Annotated in this window: 26 protein-coding genes; 12 read left to right on the top strand and 14 right to left on the bottom strand. The window is 61.6% G+C overall.

Annotated elements, in window-relative coordinates; all coding sequences use genetic code 11:
• Together GQ39_RS06535 and fabI are read left to right on the top strand one after the other, a co-directional pair.
• The gene (locus GQ39_RS06535; RefSeq protein ID WP_047528310.1) at positions 1-1,611 is read left to right on the top strand and encodes an ABC transporter ATP-binding protein; all 1,611 of its coding nucleotides are present in this window, start codon (positions 1-3) and stop codon (positions 1,609-1,611) included.
• A 21-nt stretch (positions 1,612-1,632) separates the two neighbouring features.
• Positions 1,633-2,427 (top strand): enoyl-ACP reductase FabI, encoded by a 795-nt coding sequence (gene fabI / locus GQ39_RS06530; RefSeq protein ID WP_020799278.1) that lies wholly within the window; start codon positions 1,633-1,635, stop codon positions 2,425-2,427.
• 184 nt (positions 2,428-2,611) lie between these two features.
• On the opposite strand, the gene GQ39_RS06525 is transcribed toward fabI, so the two are convergent.
• Positions 2,612-3,472, bottom strand: coding sequence for a LysR family transcriptional regulator (locus GQ39_RS06525; protein WP_047528293.1), 861 nt, complete (start codon positions 3,470-3,472; stop codon positions 2,612-2,614).
• Between the two features lie 111 nt (positions 3,473-3,583).
• Between GQ39_RS06525 and GQ39_RS06520 the strand changes: the two genes are divergently transcribed.
• Positions 3,584-4,009 carry a VOC family protein gene (locus GQ39_RS06520; protein ID WP_047528290.1) on the top strand — a complete coding sequence of 142 codons (426 nt, stop codon included), beginning with the start codon at positions 3,584-3,586 and terminating at the stop codon, positions 4,007-4,009.
• A gap of 133 nt (positions 4,010-4,142) precedes the next feature.
• On the opposite strand, the gene GQ39_RS06515 is transcribed toward GQ39_RS06520, so the two are convergent.
• The 6 genes from GQ39_RS06515 to GQ39_RS06490 all read right to left on the bottom strand — a co-directional run bounded on the left by GQ39_RS06515 (position 4,143) and on the right by GQ39_RS06490 (position 9,659).
• A complete protein-coding gene (locus tag GQ39_RS06515) occupies positions 4,143-4,724 on the bottom strand; it encodes a GGDEF domain-containing protein (RefSeq protein WP_047528288.1) in 582 nt (193 codons plus the stop codon).
• A 74-nt stretch (positions 4,725-4,798) separates the two neighbouring features.
• The gene (locus tag GQ39_RS06510; RefSeq protein ID WP_047528287.1) at positions 4,799-5,377 is read right to left on the bottom strand and encodes a hypothetical protein; all 579 of its coding nucleotides are present in this window, start codon (positions 5,375-5,377) and stop codon (positions 4,799-4,801) included.
• A gap of 1 nt (position 5,378) precedes the next feature.
• Complete coding sequence (locus GQ39_RS06505; protein WP_047528285.1) at positions 5,379-7,547, bottom strand: xanthine dehydrogenase family protein molybdopterin-binding subunit; 2,169 nt, start codon at positions 7,545-7,547, stop codon at positions 5,379-5,381.
• Between the two features lie 7 nt (positions 7,548-7,554).
• The gene (locus GQ39_RS06500; RefSeq protein WP_047528283.1) at positions 7,555-8,010 is read right to left on the bottom strand and encodes a (2Fe-2S)-binding protein; all 456 of its coding nucleotides are present in this window, start codon (positions 8,008-8,010) and stop codon (positions 7,555-7,557) included.
• Between the two features lie 246 nt (positions 8,011-8,256).
• Positions 8,257-9,411 carry an NnrS family protein gene (locus tag GQ39_RS06495; RefSeq protein ID WP_047528282.1) on the bottom strand — a complete coding sequence of 385 codons (1,155 nt, stop codon included), beginning with the start codon at positions 9,409-9,411 and terminating at the stop codon, positions 8,257-8,259.
• Positions 9,411-9,659, bottom strand: coding sequence for a hypothetical protein (locus tag GQ39_RS06490; protein ID WP_047528280.1), 249 nt, complete (start codon positions 9,657-9,659; stop codon positions 9,411-9,413). The genes GQ39_RS06495 and GQ39_RS06490 overlap by 1 nt, the downstream gene beginning before the upstream one ends.
• A 265-nt stretch (positions 9,660-9,924) precedes the next feature.
• Between GQ39_RS06490 and GQ39_RS06485 the strand changes: the two genes are divergently transcribed.
• The gene (locus GQ39_RS06485; protein WP_047528279.1) at positions 9,925-10,428 is read left to right on the top strand and encodes a VOC family protein; all 504 of its coding nucleotides are present in this window, start codon (positions 9,925-9,927) and stop codon (positions 10,426-10,428) included.
• Positions 10,429-10,461: 33 nt separating this feature from the next.
• Positions 10,462-11,295 (top strand): AraC family transcriptional regulator, encoded by an 834-nt coding sequence (locus GQ39_RS06480; RefSeq protein ID WP_047528277.1) that lies wholly within the window; start codon positions 10,462-10,464, stop codon positions 11,293-11,295.
• A gap of 41 nt (positions 11,296-11,336) precedes the next feature.
• Here the strand turns inward: GQ39_RS06480 and GQ39_RS06475 are convergent, their stop codons facing one another.
• Both GQ39_RS06475 and GQ39_RS06470 read right to left on the bottom strand, forming a co-directional pair.
• The gene (locus GQ39_RS06475) at positions 11,337-11,924 is read right to left on the bottom strand and encodes a LysE family translocator (protein ID WP_047528275.1); all 588 of its coding nucleotides are present in this window, start codon (positions 11,922-11,924) and stop codon (positions 11,337-11,339) included.
• Positions 11,925-12,019: 95 nt separating this feature from the next.
• Entirely contained in the window at positions 12,020-13,351 is a 1,332-nt protein-coding gene (locus GQ39_RS06470; RefSeq protein ID WP_047528274.1) for an aminotransferase-like domain-containing protein, read from the bottom strand.
• A gap of 89 nt (positions 13,352-13,440) precedes the next feature.
• Between GQ39_RS06470 and GQ39_RS06465 the strand changes: the two genes are divergently transcribed.
• From GQ39_RS06465 to GQ39_RS06445, 5 genes are all read left to right on the top strand, one after another.
• Positions 13,441-14,337, top strand: a complete 897-nt coding sequence (locus tag GQ39_RS06465; RefSeq protein WP_047528273.1) for a DMT family transporter — start codon at positions 13,441-13,443, stop codon at positions 14,335-14,337.
• 90 nt (positions 14,338-14,427) lie between these two features.
• Positions 14,428-15,048: a LysE family translocator gene (locus tag GQ39_RS06460; RefSeq protein ID WP_047528271.1), complete on the top strand. Its 621-nt coding sequence runs from the start codon at positions 14,428-14,430 to the stop codon at positions 15,046-15,048.
• Between the two features lie 98 nt (positions 15,049-15,146).
• Positions 15,147-16,187 carry a DMT family transporter gene (locus tag GQ39_RS06455; protein ID WP_047528268.1) on the top strand — a complete coding sequence of 347 codons (1,041 nt, stop codon included), beginning with the start codon at positions 15,147-15,149 and terminating at the stop codon, positions 16,185-16,187.
• A 102-nt stretch (positions 16,188-16,289) separates the two neighbouring features.
• Complete coding sequence (locus GQ39_RS06450) at positions 16,290-17,372, top strand: bifunctional transcriptional activator/DNA repair enzyme AdaA (protein WP_047528267.1); 1,083 nt, start codon at positions 16,290-16,292, stop codon at positions 17,370-17,372.
• 106 nt (positions 17,373-17,478) lie between these two features.
• Entirely contained in the window at positions 17,479-18,108 is a 630-nt protein-coding gene (locus GQ39_RS06445; protein ID WP_442961636.1) for a DNA-3-methyladenine glycosylase family protein, read from the top strand.
• Between the two features lie 84 nt (positions 18,109-18,192).
• Here the strand turns inward: GQ39_RS06445 and GQ39_RS06440 are convergent, their stop codons facing one another.
• The 3 genes from GQ39_RS06440 to GQ39_RS06430 form a co-directional block, all read right to left on the bottom strand.
• Positions 18,193-19,290: an extracellular solute-binding protein gene (locus GQ39_RS06440; RefSeq protein WP_047528265.1), complete on the bottom strand. Its 1,098-nt coding sequence runs from the start codon at positions 19,288-19,290 to the stop codon at positions 18,193-18,195.
• A gap of 2 nt (positions 19,291-19,292) precedes the next feature.
• Entirely contained in the window at positions 19,293-20,417 is a 1,125-nt protein-coding gene (aguA, locus tag GQ39_RS06435) for an agmatine deiminase (RefSeq protein ID WP_047528264.1), read from the bottom strand.
• 100 nt (positions 20,418-20,517) lie between these two features.
• Positions 20,518-21,402 carry a LysR substrate-binding domain-containing protein gene (locus tag GQ39_RS06430; protein WP_047528263.1) on the bottom strand — a complete coding sequence of 295 codons (885 nt, stop codon included), beginning with the start codon at positions 21,400-21,402 and terminating at the stop codon, positions 20,518-20,520.
• A 163-nt stretch (positions 21,403-21,565) separates the two neighbouring features.
• Between GQ39_RS06430 and GQ39_RS06425 the strand changes: the two genes are divergently transcribed.
• Positions 21,566-22,054, top strand: coding sequence for a GFA family protein (locus GQ39_RS06425; RefSeq protein WP_047528261.1), 489 nt, complete (start codon positions 21,566-21,568; stop codon positions 22,052-22,054).
• A 191-nt stretch (positions 22,055-22,245) separates the two neighbouring features.
• Here GQ39_RS06425 and GQ39_RS06420 read toward each other — a convergent pair whose 3' ends face one another.
• A complete protein-coding gene (locus tag GQ39_RS06420; protein ID WP_047528259.1) occupies positions 22,246-22,854 on the bottom strand; it encodes a tRNA-(ms[2]io[6]A)-hydroxylase in 609 nt (202 codons plus the stop codon).
• Between the two features lie 156 nt (positions 22,855-23,010).
• On the opposite strand from GQ39_RS06420, the gene GQ39_RS06415 reads away from it, so the two are divergent.
• Entirely contained in the window at positions 23,011-23,874 is an 864-nt protein-coding gene (locus GQ39_RS06415; RefSeq protein ID WP_047528258.1) for a universal stress protein, read from the top strand.
• A gap of 97 nt (positions 23,875-23,971) precedes the next feature.
• Here the strand turns inward: GQ39_RS06415 and GQ39_RS06410 are convergent, their stop codons facing one another.
• A complete protein-coding gene (locus GQ39_RS06410; protein ID WP_047528256.1) occupies positions 23,972-24,442 on the bottom strand; it encodes a DUF1289 domain-containing protein in 471 nt (156 codons plus the stop codon).
• Positions 24,443-24,813 lie beyond the last annotated feature (371 nt).

The following is a 24,813-nucleotide window of genomic DNA, read 5'->3' as shown; positions in this document are numbered from 1 at the left end:
ATGAATCAGGACAATCTGATCGAAGTGCGCGACCTCGCCGTCGAGTTTGTCGTCGGCGACCACTGCCAGCGTGTGGTCGAAGGGGTCAGTTTCGACATCAAGCGCGGTGAAACCCTGGCCCTGGTGGGCGAAAGCGGCTCCGGCAAATCGGTGACCGCCCACTCGATCCTGCGCCTTCTGCCCTACCCGCTCGCCCGGCATCCGTCGGGCACCATCGCCTATTCCGGGCAAGATCTGCTGAGCCTGAAAGAGAAAACCATCCGCCACATCCGCGGCAACCGGATCGCAATGATCTTTCAGGAGCCGATGACCTCGCTCAACCCGCTGCACTCGATCGAGAAGCAGATCAACGAGGTATTGGGCATCCACAAGGGGCTGGTCGGAAAAGTCGCGACCAGGCGCACCCTGGAGTTGCTGGAAATGGTCGGCATCCCCGAGCCGCACAAGCGCCTCAAGGCCTTGCCCCATGAGTTGTCCGGCGGTCAGCGCCAGCGAGTGATGATCGCCATGGCCCTGGCCAACGAGCCGGAACTGCTGATTGCCGACGAGCCGACCACCGCGCTGGACGTGACCGTTCAGCTGAAAATCCTCGAATTGCTCAAGGAACTACAGGCCCGCCTGGGCATGGCATTGCTGCTGATCAGCCACGATTTGAACCTGGTCAAAAGAATTGCGCATCGCGTATGTGTCATGCAGCGCGGTTGCATCGTCGAACAGGCATCGTGCGAAGAATTGTTCCGCGCGCCGCAGCATCCGTACACCCGGATCCTGCTGGCAGCGGAGCCCAGCGGTACGCCGGCGACCAATGTGGTTGGCCCGCCATTGCTGACGGTCAAGGACTTGAAAGTCTGGTTCCCGATCAAGAAAGGCTTGCTGAAAAAGACGGTGGATTACGTCAAGGCAGTGGACGGCATCAATTTCAGCCTGCCTCAGGGTCAGACCCTGGGGATCGTGGGAGAGAGCGGTTCCGGCAAGTCGACGTTGGGTCTGGCGATCCTGCGGTTGATCGGCAGCAAAGGCACCATCCGTTTTGAAGGCAAGCAGCTAGACTGCCTGACGCAACAACAGGTGCGGCCGTTGCGCAGGGAAATGCAGGTGGTGTTCCAGGACCCCTTCGGCAGCCTGAGCCCGCGGATGTGCGTGAGCCAGATCGTCGGCGAAGGCCTGCGGATCCACAAGATGGGCACCGAGGCGGAACAGGAACAAGCGATCATTGCGGCACTCAAGGAGGTAGGTCTGGACCCGGAAACCCGGCACCGCTACCCCCACGAATTTTCCGGTGGGCAACGGCAGAGAATCGCCATTGCCCGGGCATTAGTGCTAAAACCGGCGTTGATTCTGCTGGACGAGCCGACTTCGGCCCTCGACCGCACCGTGCAACGCCAAGTGGTGGAGCTTTTGCGTTCACTGCAAAGCAAGTACAACCTGACGTATCTGTTTATCAGCCATGACCTGGCTGTCGTCAAAGCGCTGAGCCACCAGCTGATGGTGGTCAAGCATGGCCAAGTGGTCGAACAGGGAGACGCGCAAAGCATTTTTGCCGCCCCCCAACATCCGTATACACAGCAGTTGCTCGAAGCCGCTTTCCTGGCTCCAGCCACTGCGCAATAACCTGAAAGAGAGGAGCAACACATGGGTTTTCTCGCCGGTAAGCGCGTACTGATCGTCGGTGTCGCCAGCAAGCTGTCCATCGCATCCGGCATCGCTGCCGCCATGCATCGCGAGGGCGCTGAGCTTGCCTTCACTTATCAGAACGACAAACTGAAAGGTCGTGTCGAAGAGTTCGCGCAAGGCTGGGGTTCGAGCCCTGAGCTGTGCTTCCCGTGCGACGTGGCCAGCGATGCGGAAATCGCCAAGGTCTTCGAAGAGCTGAGCAAGAAGTGGGACGGCCTGGACTGCATCGTGCACTCCGTCGGCTTCGCCCCGGGCGACCAACTGGACGGCGACTTCACCGAAGCCACCACCCGTGAAGGTTTCCGCATCGCTCACGACATCAGCGCCTACAGCTTCGTGGCCCTGGCCAAGGCCGGTCGCGAAATGATGAAAGGCCGCAACGGCAGCCTGCTGACCCTGTCGTACCTGGGCGCCGAGCGCACCATGCCGAACTACAACGTGATGGGCATGGCCAAGGCTTCCCTGGAAGCCGGCGTGCGTTACCTGGCCGGCTCCCTGGGCCCGGACGGCACCCGCGTCAACTGCGTATCGGCTGGCCCGATCCGTACCCTCGCCGCTTCCGGCATCAAGAACTTCCGCAAGATGCTGGCCGCCAACGAAGCGCAAACCCCGCTGCGTCGCAACGTCACCATCGAAGAAGTCGGCAACGCCGGCGCCTTCCTGTGCTCGGACCTGGCGTCCGGCATCAGCGGTGAAATCATGTACGTAGACGGTGGCTTCAACACCACCGCCATGGGCAACCTCGAAGAGTGATCTTCGGTTAGCCGATAAAAAACCCGCCGCTTCAGGCGGGTTTTTTTGTGCCTGTGAATCCTCGATCGCACGCATTCCCCTGTAGGAGCGAGCCTGCTCGCGATGGACTTCAAAGCACCGTGTTTCATCCTGACAAAACGCATCATCGTTAACGACCATCGCGAGCAGGCTCGCTCCTACGGGGTCAATGTTGTGTCAGGCAATTGGCAAACAGCTGCTGAATCGGCTGCTGTCGCTGGCTGTAACGCTGCAACAACACAATCTCCAGATAAAACGTCAACTCGCCCAGGCGAATCACCCTGACCTTCGCCCCATGCTCGAGCCACAAACCGGCTTCGGGCAGCAACGAAACCCCCAACCCGCATTCGACCATCTTGACGATGGCTTCCAGTTCATCCAGCTCCAGCGCCACCTGCACATCAACCTGCTGTTCACGCAGAAACCGGGTCACCAGGCGTCCACCAAACGAGTTGCGGTCGTAGCGTACATGGGGGTGATCGGCGAGCAGTTGCAGCGGCTCGTCGCCTTCGAGCTCCGCCGGGACGATCAATACAAACGGCTCGCGGCGAATCACTTGCGCCGACAGTTCCTTGGGCAGGTCGAATGGTGGCTTGATCAGGATCGCCAGATCGACTTCGCCGGTGTCCACCTGGCTCAACAGATTGAGCGACACCCCCGGCACCAGTTTTGCCTCCAGCAATGGCGCCTGCTGACGCAAACGCAGCAAGGCCTGGGGCAGCAATCCGGTCTGGGCCGTGGCCACCGCACCGATTTTCAGCTCGCCACGGTATTCGCTGACATCGTCGCTGACTGCCATGCGGCTGAAGGTGTCCAGGATCTCGCGGGCCATGGGCAACGCGCGCTGCCCCGCCGCATTGAGCAATGCCTGACGTCCGGTGCGATCGAACAAGCGAATCCCGAGGGCCTGTTCCAGGTTGCGCATCTGCGCACTGACGGCCGACTGTGTCAGGCCGATGTGCATGCCCGCCGCCGCAAACGTGCCGTAACGCGTCACCGCGATAAAGGTTTTCAGTTCCCGCAGCATAGGGCCCCCGATTAATCGAAATAATTTGAGCTCGGCGCAAAAACTATCGTCTTTTAATCGAAAAGCACAGGACTACACTCAGCCTGAATTCAGCAGATTGAGGCCCACCCGATGCAGCTCTCCCCATTTCACCTCGCCATTCCCGTCTATGACCTGCCGGCCGCGCGACACTTTTACGGCAGCGTGTTCGGTCTGGAAGAAGGTCGCTCCAGCGAACATTGGGTCGATTTCAACTTTTTCGGCCACCAACTGGTGATCCACCTGGCACCGAAAAACGCGACCCAGGAAGCCGCCCACACCAACGCTGTGGACGGCCATGACGTGCCGGTGCCGCATTTTGGCGTGGTTCTGGGAATGGCGGAGTGGGAGGCGCTGGCCGAACGGCTGAAGGCGCTGGGGACGCGCTTCGTGATCGAACCGGGGATTCGTTTCCAGGGGCTGGTGGGTGAGCAGGCGACGATGTTTCTGTTTGATCCCTGCGGCAATGCGCTGGAATTCAAGGCATTCAAGGATATCGGGCAGTTGTTTGCCAAATAAGCAGTGACAGCGAGGACGCCTTCGCGGGCAAGCCCGCTCCCACAGTGATGTCTATCGTTCACACGAACGGTGTACAACCACACCCTGTGGGAGCGGACTTGCCCGCGAAGGGGCCAGTCCTGCCAACACACGTCTAGCGGCCCAACACCGTTTGCGCCTCAACCAAAAGCTCTTCAATCGAGCCATGCAGCACAGTGTCGTAGTCGATCTGCCCGATGCTGAAGCGAATGTCATAACCGCGATGCACCGTGGCATTGCGCTCATCGAGCATTTCTTCGAGTCGCGCCTTGATCGCCTTGATGTCCACCGCGCTGGACCCCGTCAGCAAAGCGACGAAGGTGGCACCGTCCAGTCGACCGATCACGTCGCTTTCCCTGAAGCCTATGCGCAGTACATCGGCAAAGGTTTTCAGGGCATCGTCGCCCTCGGCGCGACCGAACAGGTAGTTGATGCGCTTGAAGTCGTCGAGGTTAAAAAACAGCAGGGTCGCCGGCCGGTCCAGTTGCTGGCAGACGTTCAGGCCCAGTTGGGCCAATGCGATGAAACCGTGCCGATTGGACAGCAGTGTCAACTCATCCATGCTCGCCATTTGCACGCCGATCAGTTCCTGCTCAGCCTGGCGGGCCAGGTCGCGCAGCAGTTCGCGTTCCTGCAATGGCGTGCGCAAGGGGTCTGCGCAAACACTTGACGGGTAAGTCTTGCCTGGGATCAGCATAAGTTGCTCCTGTGGCGACTCTGTACTTTAGAGTCGCCCAGAACCGGTTTGACTCCCGGCTGACGCACCGTTGGTCAGCTCCCCTGCGGACAGGGCCCTCCCGCGTCCGCCCAAGCCTTGAATTGCTCGACGAAAATAGCGTGGGGCACCGGCACCGGCTCGCGATTGCCTCCGGGATTCCAGCCCCACAGCACCAGTTTGTCCTCGCTGACATGCTTGATCAGCGCCGCGAAATCACGATCGCCGTTGCTGGAACGGTCCTTGATCATGGCGCACAACTTGTCGGGCGGCAGGCCAATCCAGGCCATTTTGTGCGCGGCCGGTGGCAGGCTCCAATGGGGCGCCCCCGGCGGTGCCTTGGGGTCGTAACCGGGCGGTGGATTGGCCTCGGCGTGGCAGGTCGCGCAGGGCAGTCCCGCGGCACCCTTGCCATCCAGGCCACGCACCACATTCATCCCATGGGGCTTTCCCGAATCGAACTGCAACGGTGAATCGCCGGGAATGTGGCAGTTTTGGCAACGCGGGCTCTGGAAAACCTTCTGCACGGTTTCGAAGGCCTTCAACGCTTCGCGGTCATCGGCGAACAACTCGGTTGCATAGATAAACAGGCAAACCAGCAGGACCGAGCCCAACAACCAGTGATGTCGTTTCATCTCACACCCCCGACAACTGCAGTGGCAATTCGCGCAGGCGCTGGCCGGTCAAGGCAAACACCGCGTTGGCCACGGCCGGCGCCATGGGCGGCACGCCCGCCTCGCCGATACCGCCGGGTTTATCGCTGCTGGGCACGATATGCACCTCCACCACCGGCATCTCGTTGAGCCGCAGCACTTGATAGTCGTGGTAATTGGACTGCACCACTTGCCCGTCCTTGAAGGTCAGCTTGCTGTGCAAGGTGAAGCCGAGACCAAAGGTGATGCACGACTCCATCTGCGCCGCGATGCTCTGCGGGTTGACCGCAATCCCGCAGTCCACCGCGCACACCACCCGATGCACGCGGATCGCCAGGTTGTCCTGGGACACTTCGGCAACCTGCGCCACGTAACTGCCGAAAGACTCGTGCACCGCCACGCCCAAGGCATGCCCCTGGGGCAGTGGCGCCTCCCAGTTGGCTTTCTCCACCGCCAGGTTCAACACGCCGAGGTGTCGCGGATGGTCCTTGAGCAAGGTTCGACGGTACTCCACCGGGTCCCTGCCCGCCGCCGTCGCCAGCTCGTCGATCAACGATTCCATGACAAACGCCGTATGGCTGTGCCCCACCGAACGCAACCACAGCACCTTGATGCCGGTTTGCGGTGAATGCAGCTCGACCTGATGATTGGCCAGCCCTTCGAGGTAGGGACTGTCCACAACGCCTTCGACCGAAGTCTTGTCGATACCATCCTTGACCATCGCCGCTTCGAGGGAGGTGCCGGCCATGATCGACTGCCCGACCATCACATGCTTCCACGCCAGCGGCAGCCCGTCGGCACCCAGGCCAATCCGCGCCTGATGCAGGAACGCCGAGCGGTAATAGCCGCCACGAATGTCATCCTCCCGCGCCCACACGGTTTTCACCGGCCCGCCCGCTGCCTTGGCAACCTGCACCGCTTCAGCGACAAAGTCCGACGTCGGGTTGGCGCGCCGGCCAAAACCGCCGCCCAGGAACTCGGTATGGATTTGCACCTGTTCCGGTTTGAGCCCGGTGATTTTCCCGGCGATCATCTGATCGAGGGTCTGGAACTGGGTGCCGGTCCAGATCTCGCACTTGTCCTGGGTGATTTTCACCGTGCAGTTGAGTGGTTCCATGGGCGCATGCGCGAGGTACGGCACGCTGTACTCGACATCGAGGGTCTTGCTCGCCTTGGCCAGCGCCGCCTGGGTGTCGCCGGCCTGACTGGCCGGAAGGCCCGGCGTGGCAGCGAGTTTCCGGAAAGCCTCCAGCAGTTTTTGACTGTCGAGGCCTGTATTCGGCCCCAAGTCCCACTCCACCGTCAGCGCGTCACGCCCCAACTTGGCCGCCCAATAATGATCGGCAATCACCGCCACACCGGTCGGCACCTGCAGCACTTTGTGCACCCCCGGGATCGCCAGCGCGCCGGCGCCTTCGAAGGATTTGACGCTGCCGCCAAATACCGGCGACCGGGCGACCATCGCGGTCATCAAGCCATCAAATTGCACGTCCATGCCGAACTTCGCGCGCCCGGTGATTTTTTCCGGGGTGTCCAGGCGTTTGGTGGGTTTGCCGATGAATTTCCAGTCCTTGGCGTCCTTGAGCTTGATCGATGCCGGATCCGGCACCGGCAGCTTGCCAGCATCGTCGGCCAGTTCGCCGTAGCTGGCGCGCTGGTCGCCGGCAATGACCACCCCCGATTCCGTATGGATCTGCGACGGCGCCACGTTGAAACGCTTGGCCGCGGCCTCGATCAACATCAAGCGTGCCGCCGCACCGGCCTGGCGATAGCGGTCGAACTCCATCCAGGTCGAAGTCGAGCCGCCGGTGATTTGCATCCCGCCAAACCCGGCCAGCCCATAATCCTTGGCCGAGGCCGGGGAATGTTCGACGCGGATTTTCGACCAGTCGGCATCCAGCTCTTCGGCAATCAGCATGGTCAGGCCGGTCCAGATACCCTGGCCCATTTCCGAATGGCCGAGCAACACAGTGACGCTGTTGTCATTGCCGATGCGCAGGAACGCATTCGGCGTGAACACATTGCCCTGGTTGTCCGCCCCCTGGGCAAACCGATGGGCACCAGGGATGACAAACGCCACCACCAGGCCGCTGCCCAGCGCCGTGGCGCCCTTGAGGAAACCCCGACGCGATAACGCAGTGATGCTGTCCATGGCCACCTCAACTCAACTCGGCGGCGCGTTTCACCGCGGCGCGGATGCGTGGATAGGTGCCGCAGCGACAGATGTTGCCGGACAGCGCTTGATCGATATCGCTGTCGGTCGGTTGCGGGATCTTCGCCAGCAGCGCCGCCGCCGACATGATCTGCCCGGACTGACAGTAACCGCACTGCACCACATCGAGTTCGGCCCAGGCTTGTTGCACCGGGTGCGAACCGTCGGTGGACAGGCCTTCGATGGTGAGGATTTTCTGCCCGTGGGCGACGGCCGTCGCGGGCGTGATACACGAGCGCAGCGGCGCGCCGTCGATGTGCACCGTGCAGGCGCCGCACTGGGCCATGCCACAACCGAATTTGGTCCCGGTCAGGTGCGCAACGTCGCGCAGGACCCAGAGCAGCGGCATGTCCGCGGGGACATCCAGTTCCTGGTCCTTGCCATTGATGTTCAGGGTCAGCATTGCGAAGGTCCTCAGACTCAAGGTGTTCTGAAGAGCGCGCGTCTTGGGAAAGGTGATGGGTTGCAGGAGTAAAGCGAATTTTCGCGCGCCTTGGGTTATCCCTTACAGCTAAGCGCAATTTGGCCCGCAGGCCGAACCCTATCGACAGTCGGTCAATTAAACCGTCTCAATCGACTGATCCCAGTGAGTTCAAGGACTGGTGCGGGAGCGAGCCGGCTCGCCCCCACAGTTTTAGCGACATCGGCGCTAGACCCGAGGTTTGAGCAACACCCCGGTATAACGCAGCAGGAACAGCCCGAATGCCAAACACCACAGCAACGCCGCCAGTCCCAGCCCCAACCCGGAAAACGGCACCAGCAGTACCCGCGACAAACCGGCCAGCAGCATCAGGAAAAAACCCGCCACTATCGCTTTGGAAGGCAACAACGACCGCCCGGTATGGCCGAGGCTGACCCGGGCAATCATCGCCAGAATCAGCCCGCCGATGGCGCCAACCGCCAGTGCATGGGTGGCCAGGCTCTGTTGCGGCATCAGGCCGGCGTGCCACAACGCCATCGCCACGACCGCCACAAACAGCCACCCATAGGACAGGTACAGCGACCACAGCAGAGGCACCCGCCACATTCCACGGTCATGCCAGCGCCACAGCCGCAGCAGATGCAACGCCCCGATCAGCACAAACAACAACGACAACCAGGGCCTTCGCGCGTCATTCAAGCCGAAGGCAAAGCTCACGGCGACCAGCAACCCACTGACCAGCAGCACCCTGGTCGGCAACGGACTGGCCGCAGGCGCTGGCGGACGACTCAATCCGCGCTGAATGAAAAACGGAATCACGCGCCCACCGATCACACTCATCAACGCCGCCACCAGCCACAGCGCCGCCAACACACCGCGCCGTTGCAGGCCATCGTCATGGGTCGCGAGCCCCCACAGCGTCATCACCTGGCACCCGGCCAACAAGGTGATCATCAGCAAAATCGGGTAATTATCGCGTTTGCCTGCCGCCAGCAGATCCCGCCCCAGCACCCACGCCAGCAGCGGCAGAAAAGGCAGTTGAAGCACCAGCAACAACGCAGGAGGAATCGGCATCAGCCACGCCAGCCGCGCCAGCAGCCAGACCAGCACCAGCCCGATCAGCGGCCAGCCATTGAGCCCCCGCCGACCTGTCCAGTTCGGCACCGCTGTCAGCAAAAAGCCGGCAATGATCGCCACGGCAAACCCGAACGGCATCTCGTGTCGATGCCAGGCAAGCATGCCGCCCACCGGTTCAACGCCGGGCCATCGGCCGTACAGCCACAGCGCCCAGATGGCCACCGCCAGCGCGGCAAATGCAGCGCCGGCGAGAAAGAACGGGCGAAAACCGAGACTGAAGACGGGTGCAGCGCCGAATGTGCGCATCAGGCCAGCACCCCGGCCATCGGTATGCTCAACCGATGCTGAGCCAGCAAGCGCATGACGTAGCCGACTTTCAACAGGGTGGGTCCGACGATGGTCATGGCATGCATCGCTACCAGCGCGACGATCGGCAAATGACCGGCATAGAGATAAGCGCCATAAATCCCGGCAAGCAGCATGGCCAGGCCGGTGCCGAGCACGCGGCTGGAAAGATGCAGAACATTCTGAGGATGGCTGAAGAAGTCGAACATTTTCCGTACTCCTGAAGGCGTTCAGTGGTACGTGTGTCGTATCAAGTCCCGTGCCAGATATTTGACCCTTATAAATCAGCCACCTGCGAGGCCTTGAGTCTTTTCGACTACCACAAGAAATAGTCTGTATGACTCGATCAGGAGTCATACAGACTACATCCGACAAAACAGCAGCAAGCACTTGTCGATCTACGGCACGCCCGGCCGACATCAGGCTGGCTACGCTGATAGTCCAGCCTGCAAAAACCTGCCAGGGAGACCCGCCATGCTACACGTACAAAAAATCACCCCCTGCCTGTGGTTCGACGGCCAGGCCGAAGAGGCCGCCAAGTTCTACTGTGCGATCTTCGATCACGCAAAAATCACCGCCATCACCCATTACGGCAAGGCCGGCCAGGAATTCCACGGCCGGGAAGTCGGGTCGGTCATGACCGTCAGCTTCGAACTCGACGGACAGACGTTTACCGGCCTTAACGGAGGCCCGAACTTCACGTTCAACGAAGCGATCTCGTTCCAAGTCAATTGCCAGACCCAGGAAGAAGTCGACCACTTCTGGGGACGCCTGTCTGCGGGCGGGCCGGTCGAGGCGCAGCAATGCGGCTGGCTCAAGGACAAGTTCGGCGTGTCCTGGCAAATCGTGCCGGTGGCGATGATGGAGATGATCAAAGACCCCGACACGGCAAAATCCCAGCGTGCCATGCTGGCGATGATGCACATGAAAAAACTCGATATTGCCGAGCTGCAACGAGCCTTTGACGGCGAGAGCTAATACACTCCGACGCTGAACTGCCAAGGATTGACCATGAAGCTCTCCACGCCCAAGGCCACCGACAAGGCCCCGCGCTTCTGGCGCGATGACACCCTGCCCTTCATCGAAGCGCGCGCCATCGCCGACGGGCGCGAGGTCTGTTACACCCGGCATGCCCACGAACACTTCTCCATCGGCGCAATCACCGCCGGGCGCAGTACTTACGTCCACGAGCAATCGCGGTTCGAGGTCAGCACCGGCACCGTGGTACTGATGAACCCCGGCGATGTCCATGCCTGTAATCCAATCGACGACCAGCCCTGGTCGTACCTGATGCTGTACGTCGATACCGCATGGCTCACCGACCTGCAGCACCAGCTCGGGTTCAGCCACGACCTGGCGTTTCGCCGATTTGCGATCACCCACACGTCCGACACCAGTCTGTTCGACGGGCTGAAGGCTTTGTATGAGGTGTTGGTCGATCCGCAGCAGGACGTGCTGCGCAAGCAGAGCACGGCCGTGGAGTTTTTCAGCGACGTGCAACTGCGCCTCAACCCGACCGATCAACCGCTGCGCGAGCCGAACTTCAAACTCGAACGCGCCGCCGAATTCATCCGCGATCACTGCACGCAGATGCTCAAGCTCGAAGACATCTGCGAAGCGGCACAGCTGTCACCGTCCTACCTGATCCGCGCGTTCAAACAGTATTACGGCATGACACCCCACGCCTTCCTGGTCAACCGACGCATCCAGTTCGCCCGGGACCAACTGCGCCACGGCAAGCTGATCGCCGACGTCGCACTGGAAGCGGGATTTGCCGACCAGGCGCACTTTCAACGGGCGTTTAAACAGCATCTGGCGGCGACGCCGGGGCAGTATCGGGGCTGAACCCTCGCCACAGATACTCATCAACACAACAGACCTGTCACTCATTCAGCAATCAGGTAAACCGCACTCACCGCCAGCATCAACGCCATCACCCGGTTAAACCAGCGCATGCCCGCCGGGTTGTTGAGGTAGCCGCGCAGAAAAGTCCCGGCGTAGGCCCAGCAGCCGACCGACAGGTAACAAATCACCAGGTACACCGCCGCAAACTGCCAGACCAGCCGCGCCTCGCCATCGGCGACAAACGCGCCCATGCCAGCCACGCAGGCCAGCCAGGCTTTCGGGTTGAGCCATTGCATCACGGCGCCATACAGCATCGACGGGGCACGGTTTGCGTCCTTCGCCTCAAGCCGTCCATTGTCGGCCGCGAGCTTGTACGCCATGTACAACAGGAACGCCACGCCCGCCCACTGCACCACCCGGGTCATCGCCGGCCACAGCCGCAACACCTCATGCAACCCCAGCCCCATCAACACCAGCAGCAGCACGAAGCCCAGGGTCGCCCCGGCCACATGCCGCTGACTGGCACGAAAGCCGAAGCGCGCCCCGGAACTCAAGGCCACGATATTCACCGGCCCCGGCGTAATCGAAGCGGCCAACGCAAACGCCGCCATGGACATCATCAAACTCATCGCACACCTGTTCCTGTCAGTTGAACCAGGCCCCAAGGTAAAGTGCCCGCGGGTGTGCGTATTGAAGAAAACTGCCCTGCGCGCAAGATCCGCCCCTAGGCGTAATAGCCGACCACCCGCTTCACTTTCACCAGCGCCTGACGCAACGAGTCCATGTCCACCGAGCCCAGCGCCAGGCGGATCGCATGGGGCACATGGGTCGAGATCGCAAAGGGATCGGCGGGTGAGACCGAGACCTGCTCGCGCATCAGCGCCATGGCGATCTGGTCAGCGCGGGCATCGTCGGTCAGTGGCAGCCAGATGAAATACGAAGACGGATGGCTGATGATCCTGAGCCCCGCCAGTTCCTTGCGCGCCAGGGCCTGCCTGGCCTGGGCGTCCGCACGTTTCTGCGCTTCGAGCTTGAGGACGGTGCCGTCATCGAGCCAGCCGCAGGCGATGGCGGTCATCACGCCGGGCGTGTTCCAGGTGGTTGCCATGATCGTGCGCTCGAAAGCTGCGACCCAGGGGACGGGCGCGGCTATAAATCCGACGCGCAACCCGGTGGCGATATTCTTCGACAGGCCTGAAACGTACACCGTCCTTTCCGGCGCCAAGGTCGCCAGGGGTGGCGGAACGTCGTCGGCCAGAAAGGCGTAGGCCGCGTCCTCGATGATCGTCAGATCATGCCGGCGGGCTATCGACACCAACTGCTCCCGCTGTTCGGCCGCCATCACCCAGCCCAAGGGGTTGTGCAGCGTCGGCATCGCGTAGACGGCCCGTACCGATCGAGTCCGGCACAGCTTTTCGAGGGCGGGCAGGTCAGGCCCCTGGTCCGTGACGGGAATGGGCAAGAGCTCCAGATGCAGGGTTTCGGCCAGCGTCTTGAAACCGGGGTACGTCAACGCATCCGCAGCGATCACATCGCCGGGCTTGAGCAAGGTCATCAGGGTCACCGCCAGGCCGTGCTGGGCGCCGCTGACGATCATGACCTGTTCGGCCGGCACGTTGAGCCCGCGCTCACTCAGGTGCCGCGCCACCGAGGCCCGTTCATGCAAACGCCCCGCGTGGGGCTGGTAACGCAGCAGCGCTTCGAGGTCCCCGGACAACGCCAACTGACGCAGGGCGTTGCGCAACAGATCGGCCTGACCGGGCAACGACGGATAGTTGAAGTTGAGGTCAATCATCCCCGCCGCCACCACGGACTGGGCAATGCCTTGACCGGGCGGCAGCGACGTCTCCCGGACAAAGGTGCCGCGCCCGGTTTCGCCACTGACCAGGCCCATGCTTTCAAGTTCGGCGTACACCCGGCTGGCCGTGACCAGCGCCAAGCCTTGCTCGGAGGCGAGTTGCCGGTGAGTCGGCAAGCGTGTACCGGGCGACAGGCGACCGGCGCGGATGTCGGCGGCAAAGGCGTCTACCAGGGATTTGTAGCGGGAGCGAGGCATGTCGAGATGTATCCATGACAATTTTTTGATTGTACCGATAGTCGGTCATAGGATGGCTTTCGTGCAACCAGACTCTGAGCGAGAGCGAAATGGAACGGACTTCGAACCTGCAACACCCGTCACTGCAAAGCAACGCCAGCGGCTGGATCAACGGCCTGATCGGCGTGTTGATCTTCAGCGGCTCGCTGCCTGCGACGCGGGTGGCGGTGCTGGAGTTCGATCCGGTATTCCTGACAGTCGCCCGCGCCACGCTCGCGGCGATCCTGGCACTGTGCCTGTTACTGCTGTTCAAGGAAAAGCGCCCCGCGCGCCAGCAACTGCTGCCCTTGGCCATCGTGGCCTTGGGTGTGGTGGTCGGCTTTCCGCTGTTGACGGCACTGGCGCTGCAATACGTGACGTCCGCACACTCCATCGTGTTCGTCGGCCTGTTGCCGCTGGCGACTGCGGTGTTCGGGGTCTTGCGCGGTGGCGAGCGGCCCCGGCCAGTGTTCTGGGTGTTCTCGGTGCTGGGCAGCCTGCTGGTCGTCGGTTTCGCCGCGTCCCGGGGACTGACCGCGGCACCGCAAGGCGATCTCTTGATGCTGCTGGCAATCCTGGCCTGCGGCCTTGGCTATGCCGAAGGCGCGAAGCTGTCCAGGACGCTCGGTGGCTGGCAGGTGATTTCCTGGGCGCTGGTGTTGGCGCTACCGATCATGGCAGCCGTGACCTGGTGGCGAGTGCCCGCGACCTTCGCCAACATCAGCGCGCCCGCCTGGCTCAGCCTGGGGTACGTGTCACTGTTCAGCATGCTGATCGGCTTTGTGTTCTGGTATCGCGGCCTCGCCCAAGGCGGAATCGCCGCCGTCGGCCAACTGCAATTGCTGCAGCCGTTTTTTGGCCTGGCGCTGGCGGCGACCCTGCTGCACGAACAGGTCAGCCTTGGGATGCTTGGCGTGACAGTCGCGGTGATCCTCTGCGTGGCCGGAGCAAAAAAGTTCTCCCGCTAGCCACTGATACGGCACTTTAGGTCCATGACTGTACGGGGCGCCCCCTTCAAGCGCTGTGATAAAAATACGCTCTCGCTACTGGAGCCCATCATGGACCTCGCCACCCTCTCCCTCTTTCTCCCGGCCTGCTTCGCCCTGAACATGGCGCCCGGCCCGAACAACCTGCTGTCGGTGAGCAATTCGACCCGCTACGGCTATCGCACCGCGTGCCTGGCCGGCCTAGGGCGCCTGCTGGCATTCGCCGGGATGATCGCTCTGGCCTCGGCTGGTCTGGCGGTGGTGCTGCAAACCTCGGAATTGTTGTTCTACGGGATCAAGATTCTCGGTGCGGCCTACCTGTTCTACCTGGCCTGGCAGTTGTGGCGTGCCGATCCCGGCGTGGAGAACGTGGTGGCCAGCGCTCCGGTGGGGATGCTGGCGCTGGCCCGGCAAGAGTTTCTGGTGGCGGCGGGCAATCCGAAGGCGATCCTGATCTTCACCGCGTTCCTGCCGCAATTCGTCGACGCGACCCGCGCCATCACCCCGCAATTCGCGGTGCTGGGTGCACTGTTCCTGATACTGGAATGGATCGCCATCGCGGCCTACGCCTACATGGGCCTGCACATGCGCCGCTGGTTCGCCAAGCCGTCGGGCAAGCGCCTCTTCAACCGCTGCTGCGCGGGGCTGCTGTCGGCGGCGGCTTCGGTGTTGCTGATGGCGCGTCGGGCCTGAGCCGTTTTTTATTCATGGCCCTCTCCATCAGCATGGATCGGGCACCGCGCCTGTGACTAAATAGGTCATCCCGCCATTGATGTGAAAGCCAGGCCCCAATGAACACAAGCATTCTTTACGCCCTTGCCGCCGCTGCGCTGTTTGGTGCAAGTACGCCATTGGCCAAGCTGTTGGGACTGAACCTTTCGCCTATCCTGCTGGCCGGACTGCTGTACATGGGCAGCGGCCTGGGATTGACCCTTGCCCGATTGATCCGCGACCGGGGCTGGCGCCCCAGCGGGCTGACCTCTGCGGAATGGCCCTGGCTGATCGGTGCGATTGCATTTGGCGGGATTCTCGGCCCCGTGGCATTGATGTCTGGCTTGACCTCAACCTCTGGCGCCACAGCCTCCTTGATGCTGAACCTCGAATCAGTACTGACCGCCGTGCTGGCGTGGGTGGTGTTTAAAGAGAACGCCGACCGACGCATCGTCATCGGCATGCTGGCGATCGTCGCAGGGGGCGTGCTGCTGGCCTGGCCACAGGGAGCGGTTCACTCCCAGGGCTGGACCGGGCCGCTGTGTGTCGCCCTGGCCTGTGCCTGTTGGGCTATCGATAACAATCTGACGCGCAAAGTGTCAGCCTCGGACGCGCTGTTCATTGCGGGTGTAAAGGGTTTGTGCGCGGGGTTGGTGAACTGTTCCCTGGCGCTGTCGCTCGGTGCATCGTTGCCACCGATGACGGTACTTGGCCCAACCCTGATCGTCGGCCTGCTCGGTTACGGTATCAGCCTGGTGTTGTTTGTACTGGCCTTGCGCGGGCTGGGCTCCGCACGCACGGGTGCCTATTTTTCCACCGCGCCGTTCCTCGGCGCCGCCATTGCCATCCTGCTACTGGGCGAATCGGTGACGGCGAGTTTTTGGGTGGCTTCTTTGTTGATGGGGCTGGGGGTCTGGATTCACCTCAAGGAAAGCCATGCCCATGAACATCAGCACCAAACCCTTCTTCACCGTCATCGACACGTCCACGATGAACACCACCAACACGAACATGCATTCGAGTGGGACGGCACCGAACCCCACAGCCACGAACACCAACACACGCCCCTGCGTCACAGCCATGCGCACTTTCCAGACATCCATCATCGTCACAAGCACTAATCGAGCACCCGCAACTCCTGAAGGAGCGAGATCTGGAACGCTCCGCAATTCTCTGTCGATTTTCCGGTGGAGACCGTCTGATTCGCCCTCTATGCTGGCCCCATGAACGTACACAGCACGCAACTTCCGCCCCATGCCGAGATGGTTCGCGCCATGCTCGAACGCGACACCGCCTACGAGGGGGTGTTTTTTACCGCGGTCAAAACCACCGGGATTTTCTGCCGTCCCAGCTGCACGGCACGCAAGCCAAAGCCGGAGAATGTCGAGTTCTTCGCCCATGCCGACGAGTGCCTGTCGGCGGGCTATCGCGCCTGCCTGCGCTGTAAACCCCTGGACGCCGCGGCCATCGCCCCGGATTGGGTACAGACGCTGCTCAAGTCGGTGGAAGCCGATCCCGAGCAGCGCTGGACCGATGCCCGGTTGCTGGCCGCCGGCATCGAGCCGCTGAAACTGCGGCGCTGGTTCAAGCAGCATTTCGGCATGACCTTTCATGCCTGGTTGCGCACGCGCCGCCTCGGCATGGCGCTGGGCGGCATCAAACAGGGCGACTCCATCGACAGTGCGGCGTTCGACTGCGGCTACGAGTCCCTGAGCGGTTTTCGCGATGCCTTCCAGAAATCCTTCCATATCACCCCCGGTCGCGCGGCCAACAGTGAGCCGCTGCTGTTCACGCGCCTGACCACGCCGCTGGGACCGATGATCGCCATGGCCGAGCGCCGTGGGCTGGTGTTGCTGGAGTTCCTCGACCGGCCGGTGTTGACCCGGGAGATTGAAGCCCTGCAGAACCGTTTCGGCTATGCCGTGGCGCCAGGGCACAACCACCACTTGCAACAAATCGAGCAGGAACTGGCGCGGTATTTCGCCGGCGACTTGACCGAGTTCAACGTGGCGCTGCACCTGCCCGGCAGCGAGTTTTCCCGCCAGGTCTGGGCCATCCTGGCGACCATCCCTTACGGCCAGACCACCACCTACGGGGCCATCGCCGCCAGGCTGGGCAAACCCGGCGCCAGCCGCGCGGTCGGCCTGGCCAATGGGCACAACCGCCTTTCGATCGTCCTGCCGTGCCACCGGGTGATCGGTGCCGATGGCTCGCTGACGGGCTATGGTGGAGGGCAGCCGCGCAAGGCGTTTCTGCTCAGGCTGGAAAAAGCCGCCGTGCAGATCACCCAACAACTCGCCTTCTGATCGCCCACTGTTTTTCACAAGAAAGGAAACCCGATGGACTGGCGCGACAATCAATGGCACCCACAGACCCACGGCGAAATCCACGCGCCATTAAAGCCCTGCGCAAATGCCTGAGCCCATACCCGACCGCTACCGACCCGCCACGGTGTTCTTGTCGTCAGTCGATGAGGACTGGCGCCGACACATCGCGGCGGTCGGCCCGTGCCTGCACCAACCCCACGCCGCCCGCGATCCCTATGAGTCGCTGGTACGGTCGATTGCCTATCAGCAACTGCATGCCCGGGCCGGCGATGCGATCATCGGTCGGTTGCTCGGCCTGTTCCCGTCCGGCCTGTTCCCCAGGCCCGAGCAGGTCGTGGCCAGCGACTTCGATCAACTGCGCGGTTGCGGGTTCTCCGCCAGCAAGATCGCCACTATTCAAGGCATCGCCCAGGCGACCCTCGAGGGCGTCGTGCCGGATTACGCCACCGCGCTGGCCATGGACGATGAAGCGTTGATCGAGCGTTTGATCACCCTGCGCGGGGTGGGCCGCTGGACCGTGGAAATGCTGCTGATCTATAGCCTGGAACGGCCGGACATTCTGCCGGCCGACGACTTCGGAGTGCGTGAAGGTTATCGGCGGCTCAAGGGCCTGGAAGCACAGCCGACGCGCAAGCAGATGGTTGAAATCGGCTTGGCGTGGAGCCCTTATCGGACGGTGGCTTCCTGGTATTTGTGGCGGGTGTCCAACCGATAGACCGCGTTATCGTTCTTCGCGAGCAGGCTCCGGGCGGCGTTCCGACGATGGCGCCCGCCGATTCAACACATCACCCAACGCCAGTCACAACCCCGATTTCAACCGGCTGAACGCCCGGATCAGCGCCCGGTTGAAGTCCTTGCCGTTGTCATTCTTGCTGTACAACGAAGCGCGAACCTCGGTCGGCGGGTAAGTCCCCGGATCATTGCGAATCGCCGGGTCGATCAAGCTGTCCGCCGCAGTGATCGCGTTGGCGTAGTGAATGGTATCGGTGATCGGCGCCATCACTTCAGGCGTCATCAAATAGTCCATCAGAGCCAGGCCGGCCTGCGGATGAGGCGCATCCTTGGGAATGACCATGGCATCGAACCAGATCAACGTGCCCTCCTTCGGTATCCGGTAACCGAGCTTGTAAGGTTTGCCCGCCGCTTCGGCCTGGCCGGCAGCGATGGCCACGTTGCCGTTCCACGACATCGCCACACAGGTGTTGCCATTGGCCAGGTCGCTGATGTTCAGGTCGTTGTCGAAGTAGCGAATGTAGGGGCGGATCTTCGCCAGTTGCGCCTCGGCGCGTTTCAGGTCATCGAGGTTCTGGCGGTTGATGTCCAGGCCCATGTACTTCATGACCGCCGCGAACACCTCGTTGGGATCATTGAGCAGGCTGACCCCGCAATCGGCGAATTTCGCCACCACCGCCGGGTCGAACAGCATTGCCCAACTGTCCGTCGGCGCGTCGGGCAGGCGCTGTTTGACCGCCTCATCCTGAAAGCCCACGCCCGTGGTGCCCCAGGCGTAGATCCCGGCATAGCGATTGCCCGGATCGAACACCGCCATATGCTGGCGAAACTCCTCGCCGACGCCTGCAAAGTGCGGCAGTCGCTGCTTGTCCACGGGCTGGATCGCGCCGCTCTGGATGGCCCGGGACAGATGCTGTCCGGCGGTCAGCACCAGGTCGTAGCCACTGCGGCCGGTGAGCAGTTTGGTCTCGACGGTTTCCAGAGAGTCAAAGTGATCGGCGACCACATGGATACCGGTTTGTTTCTCGAAATTGGTCAGGGTGTCCGGGGCCAGGTACTCGCCCCAGATATAGAGATTCACCACTGGTTTTGGGGTGTCGGCGGCCTGCACACACAGGGGTGCAAGCACCAGCAGTATTGCTTGAGTCAGTTTGTGCAGGCCCATGGTCACGCTCCCTTTTTGTGGCTGGCGGCGCCGGCGTACTGAGGCATGGTGATGCACGCGACGTTGCCGCCACCGAGGAGAATTTCCCGGGAGTTTTCGATACCGACGATTTTGTGCCGAGGGAACACTTCCGCCAGGGTCGCCTGCGCCACCTGGTCGTTGCGATCACCAAACAGCGGCACCACGATCGACGTGTTACCGGCGTAGTAGTTGATGTAGGACGCACAGATTTTGGTGCCGGCCTGGCGGGTGTGGGTGCTGTCCTGCTGGTCCAGGCCTTCGGCCTCTTCAGCGGTCCATTCCAGCACATCCGGTTGCGGCAGTTTGTGCACGATCAGCTCGCGGCCACGGCTGTCGCGGGTGCTGCGCAGGATGTCGTAGGCCTCCTGGTAGATTTCCCACTGCGGGTCATCGCGGTTATCGGTCCATTGCAGCACCACCTCTCCGGGGCGCACGAAACATGCAAGGTCATCGACATGGCCATCGGTTTCGTCGAACTTGCAGCCCCGCGGCAGCCAGATGATTTGCTCAGCGCCCAGGTAATCGGTCAGGCGCCGGGTAACTTCGTCCTTGCCCAGGTGCTGATTGCGATTGCGGTTGAGCAGGCATTGTTCGGTGGTGAGGATGCTGCCCTGGCCATCGCTCTGGATACCGCCCATTTCGGCAATCAACGGTGCGCGATAGCGGTCGAAGCGTTCGATTTCGAGGATCTTGCTCGCGATCTGGTCGTCCTTGTCCCATGGATAGTACAAACCGCCGTCGAGTCCGCCGTAGGCGTTGAATTCAAAGTCGACGCCGCGCACTTCGCCGCTCTGGTCGTTGACCACGAAGCACGGGCCGCTGTCGCGAAACCAGGTGTCGTTGCAGGTCATTTCGACCACCCGCACTTGCGGCGGCAACTGGCGGCGTGCGGTGGCGAACTGGGCAGCGGAGGCACACACGGTGACCGGTTCGCTCTGGGCGATTGCGGTGACAATCTGCACCCAGACTTTCTGTGCAGGCTTGGCGCCATTGCGCCAGACGTCGGTGCGCTCCGGCCAGCCAAGCCAGCAGCCGGACTTGGTTTCGAATTCGCCGGGCAAACGGAAACCGTCGAGCTTGGGAGTGGAATCGAGCAAACGTGCCATGGGCCTACCTCATCAGCGGGGATTGGAATGACCACAGGCTAAGGTCGTTGGCGGCCTCCTCGCCAACGATGATTATTTCGGAATACTTGAATTCAACTCATCAATCGACCAGCTGATCGTTGAACCATTCCAGCATCTGCGCGACCGCCGGCCGCTCCAGGCGCACCCGTTCACACACCAGCGCGTATTGGCCCAACGCGGTCATGCTGGAGGTAAAAGGCCGGACCAGACGGCCGCTGAGCAAGTCTTCCTGGGCGGTCAGGTTATCGCCCATGGCCACGCCCTGCCCCTGGGCCGCAGCCTCAAGCGCCAATCCGGCATGGGCGAAATACAGCTGCCGTTCGGGGCGCTGATCGCCGGCGTGGCTGGTGAGCCAGGCGGTCCAGGTCTTGCCGTCCTGATCGTCGTGGAGCAGGCAGTGACGGGCCAGATCCCTGGGAGCTTTCAACGTGCCCTGGTTGAACAGACCGGGACTGCACACCGGAAAAAACTGCAGCGCCGGCAATGGCCGGACGAAATACGCACTGCTGTCCACCGGGCCGGTGCCGTAGGTGATGGCGAGGTCGATGTCTTCCCCCGGCGCCGTGGCATCAATCGGTTGTTCGTAAAGGTGCAAGGTGATGTGTGGATAGCGCGCATAGAAATCGGTGAGGCGGCTCATCAGCCACTTTTGCGCCAGTTCGGCGGTCACCGCCAGGCGCAACACCGCGAGGGACGAGGGGTCGCGTAATTCGTCGCAGGCATCACCGATCAATTCGAAGGCCTGCTGCAAACTTTGCATCAAACGCCCGGCAGCCATGGTCGGACGAATTTGCCGGCCTTCGCGAATAAACAACGACACGCCCAGTTGTTCTTCCAGCTGACGAATCTGATGGCTGACGGCGCTGTCGGTCACACACAACTCAGCGGCTGCCCGACCGAAATGGGCATGGCGCGCGGCGCATTCGAAGGTTCGCAGTGCTGCCAGGGAGGGTAGTCGTCGCATCGGGCCTGGTCCGGAATGGGAGGTGCCCATGCTGACTTGGCTGTCGGTAACCGTCCAGTGGCACCGCGTTATCGTTCATCGCTGGCTGGCCAGCGAAGACGTCAGCAAGCTCACCACAGACCTTCTAGGCTGAACGAACGATTTCAGTCCTCTGGAGAGCACCATGCAACTCGACGGTTCCTGCCATTGCGGCGCGGTGTCATTCAGCCTGACCAGCGCCCACCCCTACCCTTATCAACGCTGCTATTGCTCGATCTGCCGCAAGACCCAGGGCGGTGGCGGCTATGCGATCAACTTGGGCGGCGATGCCGCCAGCCTGAAAGTACGCGGGCGCAAGCACATCGCGATCTACCATGCGCGGCTCAAGAATGAAGGTGACAAACGCGCCCACAGCAGCACCGCCGAACGGCATTTCTGCTCGTTGTGCGGTTCGGGCTTGTGGTTGTTCAGTCCTGAATGGCCCGAGCTGATTCACCCGTTCGCCTCGGCCATCGACACCCCGCTACCGATCCCGCCGGAACACACGCACCTGATGCTCGGCTCGAAAGCCTCGTGGGTGGAGGTCGAAGCGCATGGGAAGGACCGGCAGTTCGATGTCTATCCCGAGGAGTCCATTGCGCAGTGGCATGAGCGCTTGGGTCTGAGCCGCTAGGCTCGCGATCCAGGCACCAGCGCGATCCCCCTGTAGGAGCGAGCCTGCTCGCGAAGCACCCAAAGACGCCGCATTAAACCTGAACGTCCGCGTAAACGTTGGCGACCATCGCGAGCAGGCTCGCTCCTACGGGGCGGTATTTTGAAGGGCAAATTCCAGGCATAAAGAATCACCCCGGAGGGTCATGCGGTTCAGGCCGCGGTCGGCACACCACTGTGGAAGCGGAACTCCACATCCGGCGACTCGATCAGCTCCTGCTCGGCGGCGCGGACCTTGTCGATGACCTGGGCGATATCCTTGGCATCTCCGTATTGATAGGCCAGTTTCAGGTAACCCTGGAAATGCCGGGCTTCACTTTTGAGCAAGCCGAAATAGAACTTGCCCAGCTCTTCGTCCAGATGCGGCACCAAGGCTTCGAAACGCTCGCAACTGCGGGCCTCGATGAACGCGCCGACCACCAGGGTATCCACCAGTTTCACCGGTTCGTGACTGCGCACCACTTTGCGCAACCCCGAGGCGTAACGCCCGGCGGACAGCTGACGCAGTCCGATCTTGCGTTTTTTCATCAGACGCATGACCTGCTCGTGGTGCACCAGCTCTTCCCGGGCCAGGCGCGACATCATGTTGATCAGATCGACGTGGGAGTGATACTTGGCAATCAGGCTGAGCGCCGTGCTGGCAGCCTTGAATTCGCAGTTCTTATGGTCGATCAGCAGGGTTTCCTGATCGGCCAGTGCGGCTTGAACCCAACCATCGGGGGTACGGCAGCCAAGGAATTCGTGTATTTCGGGAAGGATCATGGGGCCCACGGACAAAAGGTTCAAAACGAAGGGCGCCGATTATACCGGCCTGCCCGAAGACCACCAGTCGCTACCGTTGATATGCATCAAGTCCCGTGCAGGCGACCAGCATCTATAGTAGTTTCACGCCATCCTTACTTTCCGGAGATCCCGATCATGCAAGCCATTCGCAGCATTCTGGTGGTTCTTGAACCCGAGCACTCGGAAAGCCTCGCGCTCAAGCGCGCCAAATTGATTGCCGGCGTGACCCGGGCCCATTTGCACCTGTTGGTCTGCGACCGCAAGCACGACCACAGCGCCATGCTCGGCGTGCTCAAGGCGGCGCTGGTGGCGGATGGCTATAGCGTCACCACCGAACAGGCCTGGGAAAGCAGCCTGCATGAAACCATCGTCACGGTGCAGCAAGCCGAAGGCTGCGGTCTGGTGATCAAGCAGCATTACCCCGACAGCCCGCTGAAAAAGGCCCTGCTGACCCCGGAAGACTGGAAAGTGTTGCGCACCTGCCCGACTCCGGTCCTGCTGGTGAAAACCGCAGGTTCCTGGAAGGACAAAGTGATTCTGGCGGCCGTCGATGTCGGCAACATCGACGGTGAGCACCGCCATCTGCACAACACCATCATCGATTACGGCTATGACATTGCCAGCATGGCCAAAGCGCACTTGCATGTCATCAGCGCCCATCCGTCGCCCATGCTGTCGTCGGCCGACCCGACCTTCCAGCTCAGCGAAACCATCGAGGCGCGCTATCGCGAACAGTGCAAGGCGTTCCAGGCGGAGTTCGACGTCGACGATGAACACCTGCACATCGCCGAAGGCCCTGCGGACGTGCTGATCCCGTTCATGGTGCACAAGCTGCAGGCGGCCGTGACGGTGATTGGCACCGTGGCGCGCAGCGGATTATCCGGGACGTTGATCGGCAATACGGCGGAAGTGGTGCTCGATGCGGTGGAGAGCGATGTGCTGGTGCTCAAGCCCCGGGAAGTCGAGGATCACCTGGAGGAAATCGCGAGCAAGCATTAAGCCCTGCGGTGCCTGACAGATGACCATCGCGGGCAAGCCCGCTCCCACGGGGTTTTCATCGACCTTGCGGGAGCGGGCTTGCCCGCGATGCTATTTATTAGCCGCCGAATGCATCATTCAGAAACCCCGGCGCGATATAGCGCTGGTAATGCGCTTCTGAAAGCAAAAAGAATTCCCGATCAATGGCGTCCCGCAGCTCCGGCAGGTTCCAGTCGCGAAACTCCGGCAGCAGCACCATGCCGTAGGCTTCCAGGTTGTTGATCACCCGCGCGCCCCGTGCAATCAACTGATAAGCCCAGCAGTATTCCGACTGATGGGGCACGAAGCGGATCTTGCGCTGCTCCAGCTGCATCCGGAGCAGCGCCGGATCAAAAATTTCCACCTTGGCCGCCATCACCTGGGACAACAACTGCTCAAGACGCAGCCATACCGCGCGCTTTTCTTCTTCGTTGTAGCCGTTCCAGTGAATCACTTCATGATGGAAACGCTTGCAGCCACGGCACACCAGATCACCGTAAACGGTGGAGCAGAGGCCGACGCAAGGGGTCTTGATGGTCTGATTGGGCATAGGGGAGAACGCGAAAAAGCAAAACAGAGTGGCATGTTAGCCCTTTGTCCGCCATTGATCACCCCTCAACGCTCTGCGCATCCGGCGCGTCAACATTCCGGGGTCGGCTCTCCACCAAAGTCCAATAGAGCCCGACTTACCTTTAAATTTTTTTTACCGTAGAATCAGCCAGCCTTTTTAGGCGCCAATGTCCGTTGGAAGCTGTTTTCAAAGCGTCACGAGCACAGTCGTTCCTTCAGAACGGTGTTGGCGAAAGGTTTTTTCCAGCGGGGAAAAACCCGACGCCAACCCTCATCAGCTCCCGTTCTGCAGGCGTAAAACTTTGAAAGCAGCTTCTGTAAGAAATTGCCGGTAATTCTGGCTAAGTGGCT

The organism is Pseudomonas sp. 11/12A (assembly GCF_000800055.1).
Lineage (GTDB): Bacteria > Pseudomonadota > Gammaproteobacteria > Pseudomonadales > Pseudomonadaceae > Aquipseudomonas > Aquipseudomonas mohnii.
This window is presented reverse-complemented; position numbering and strand designations above follow the sequence as displayed.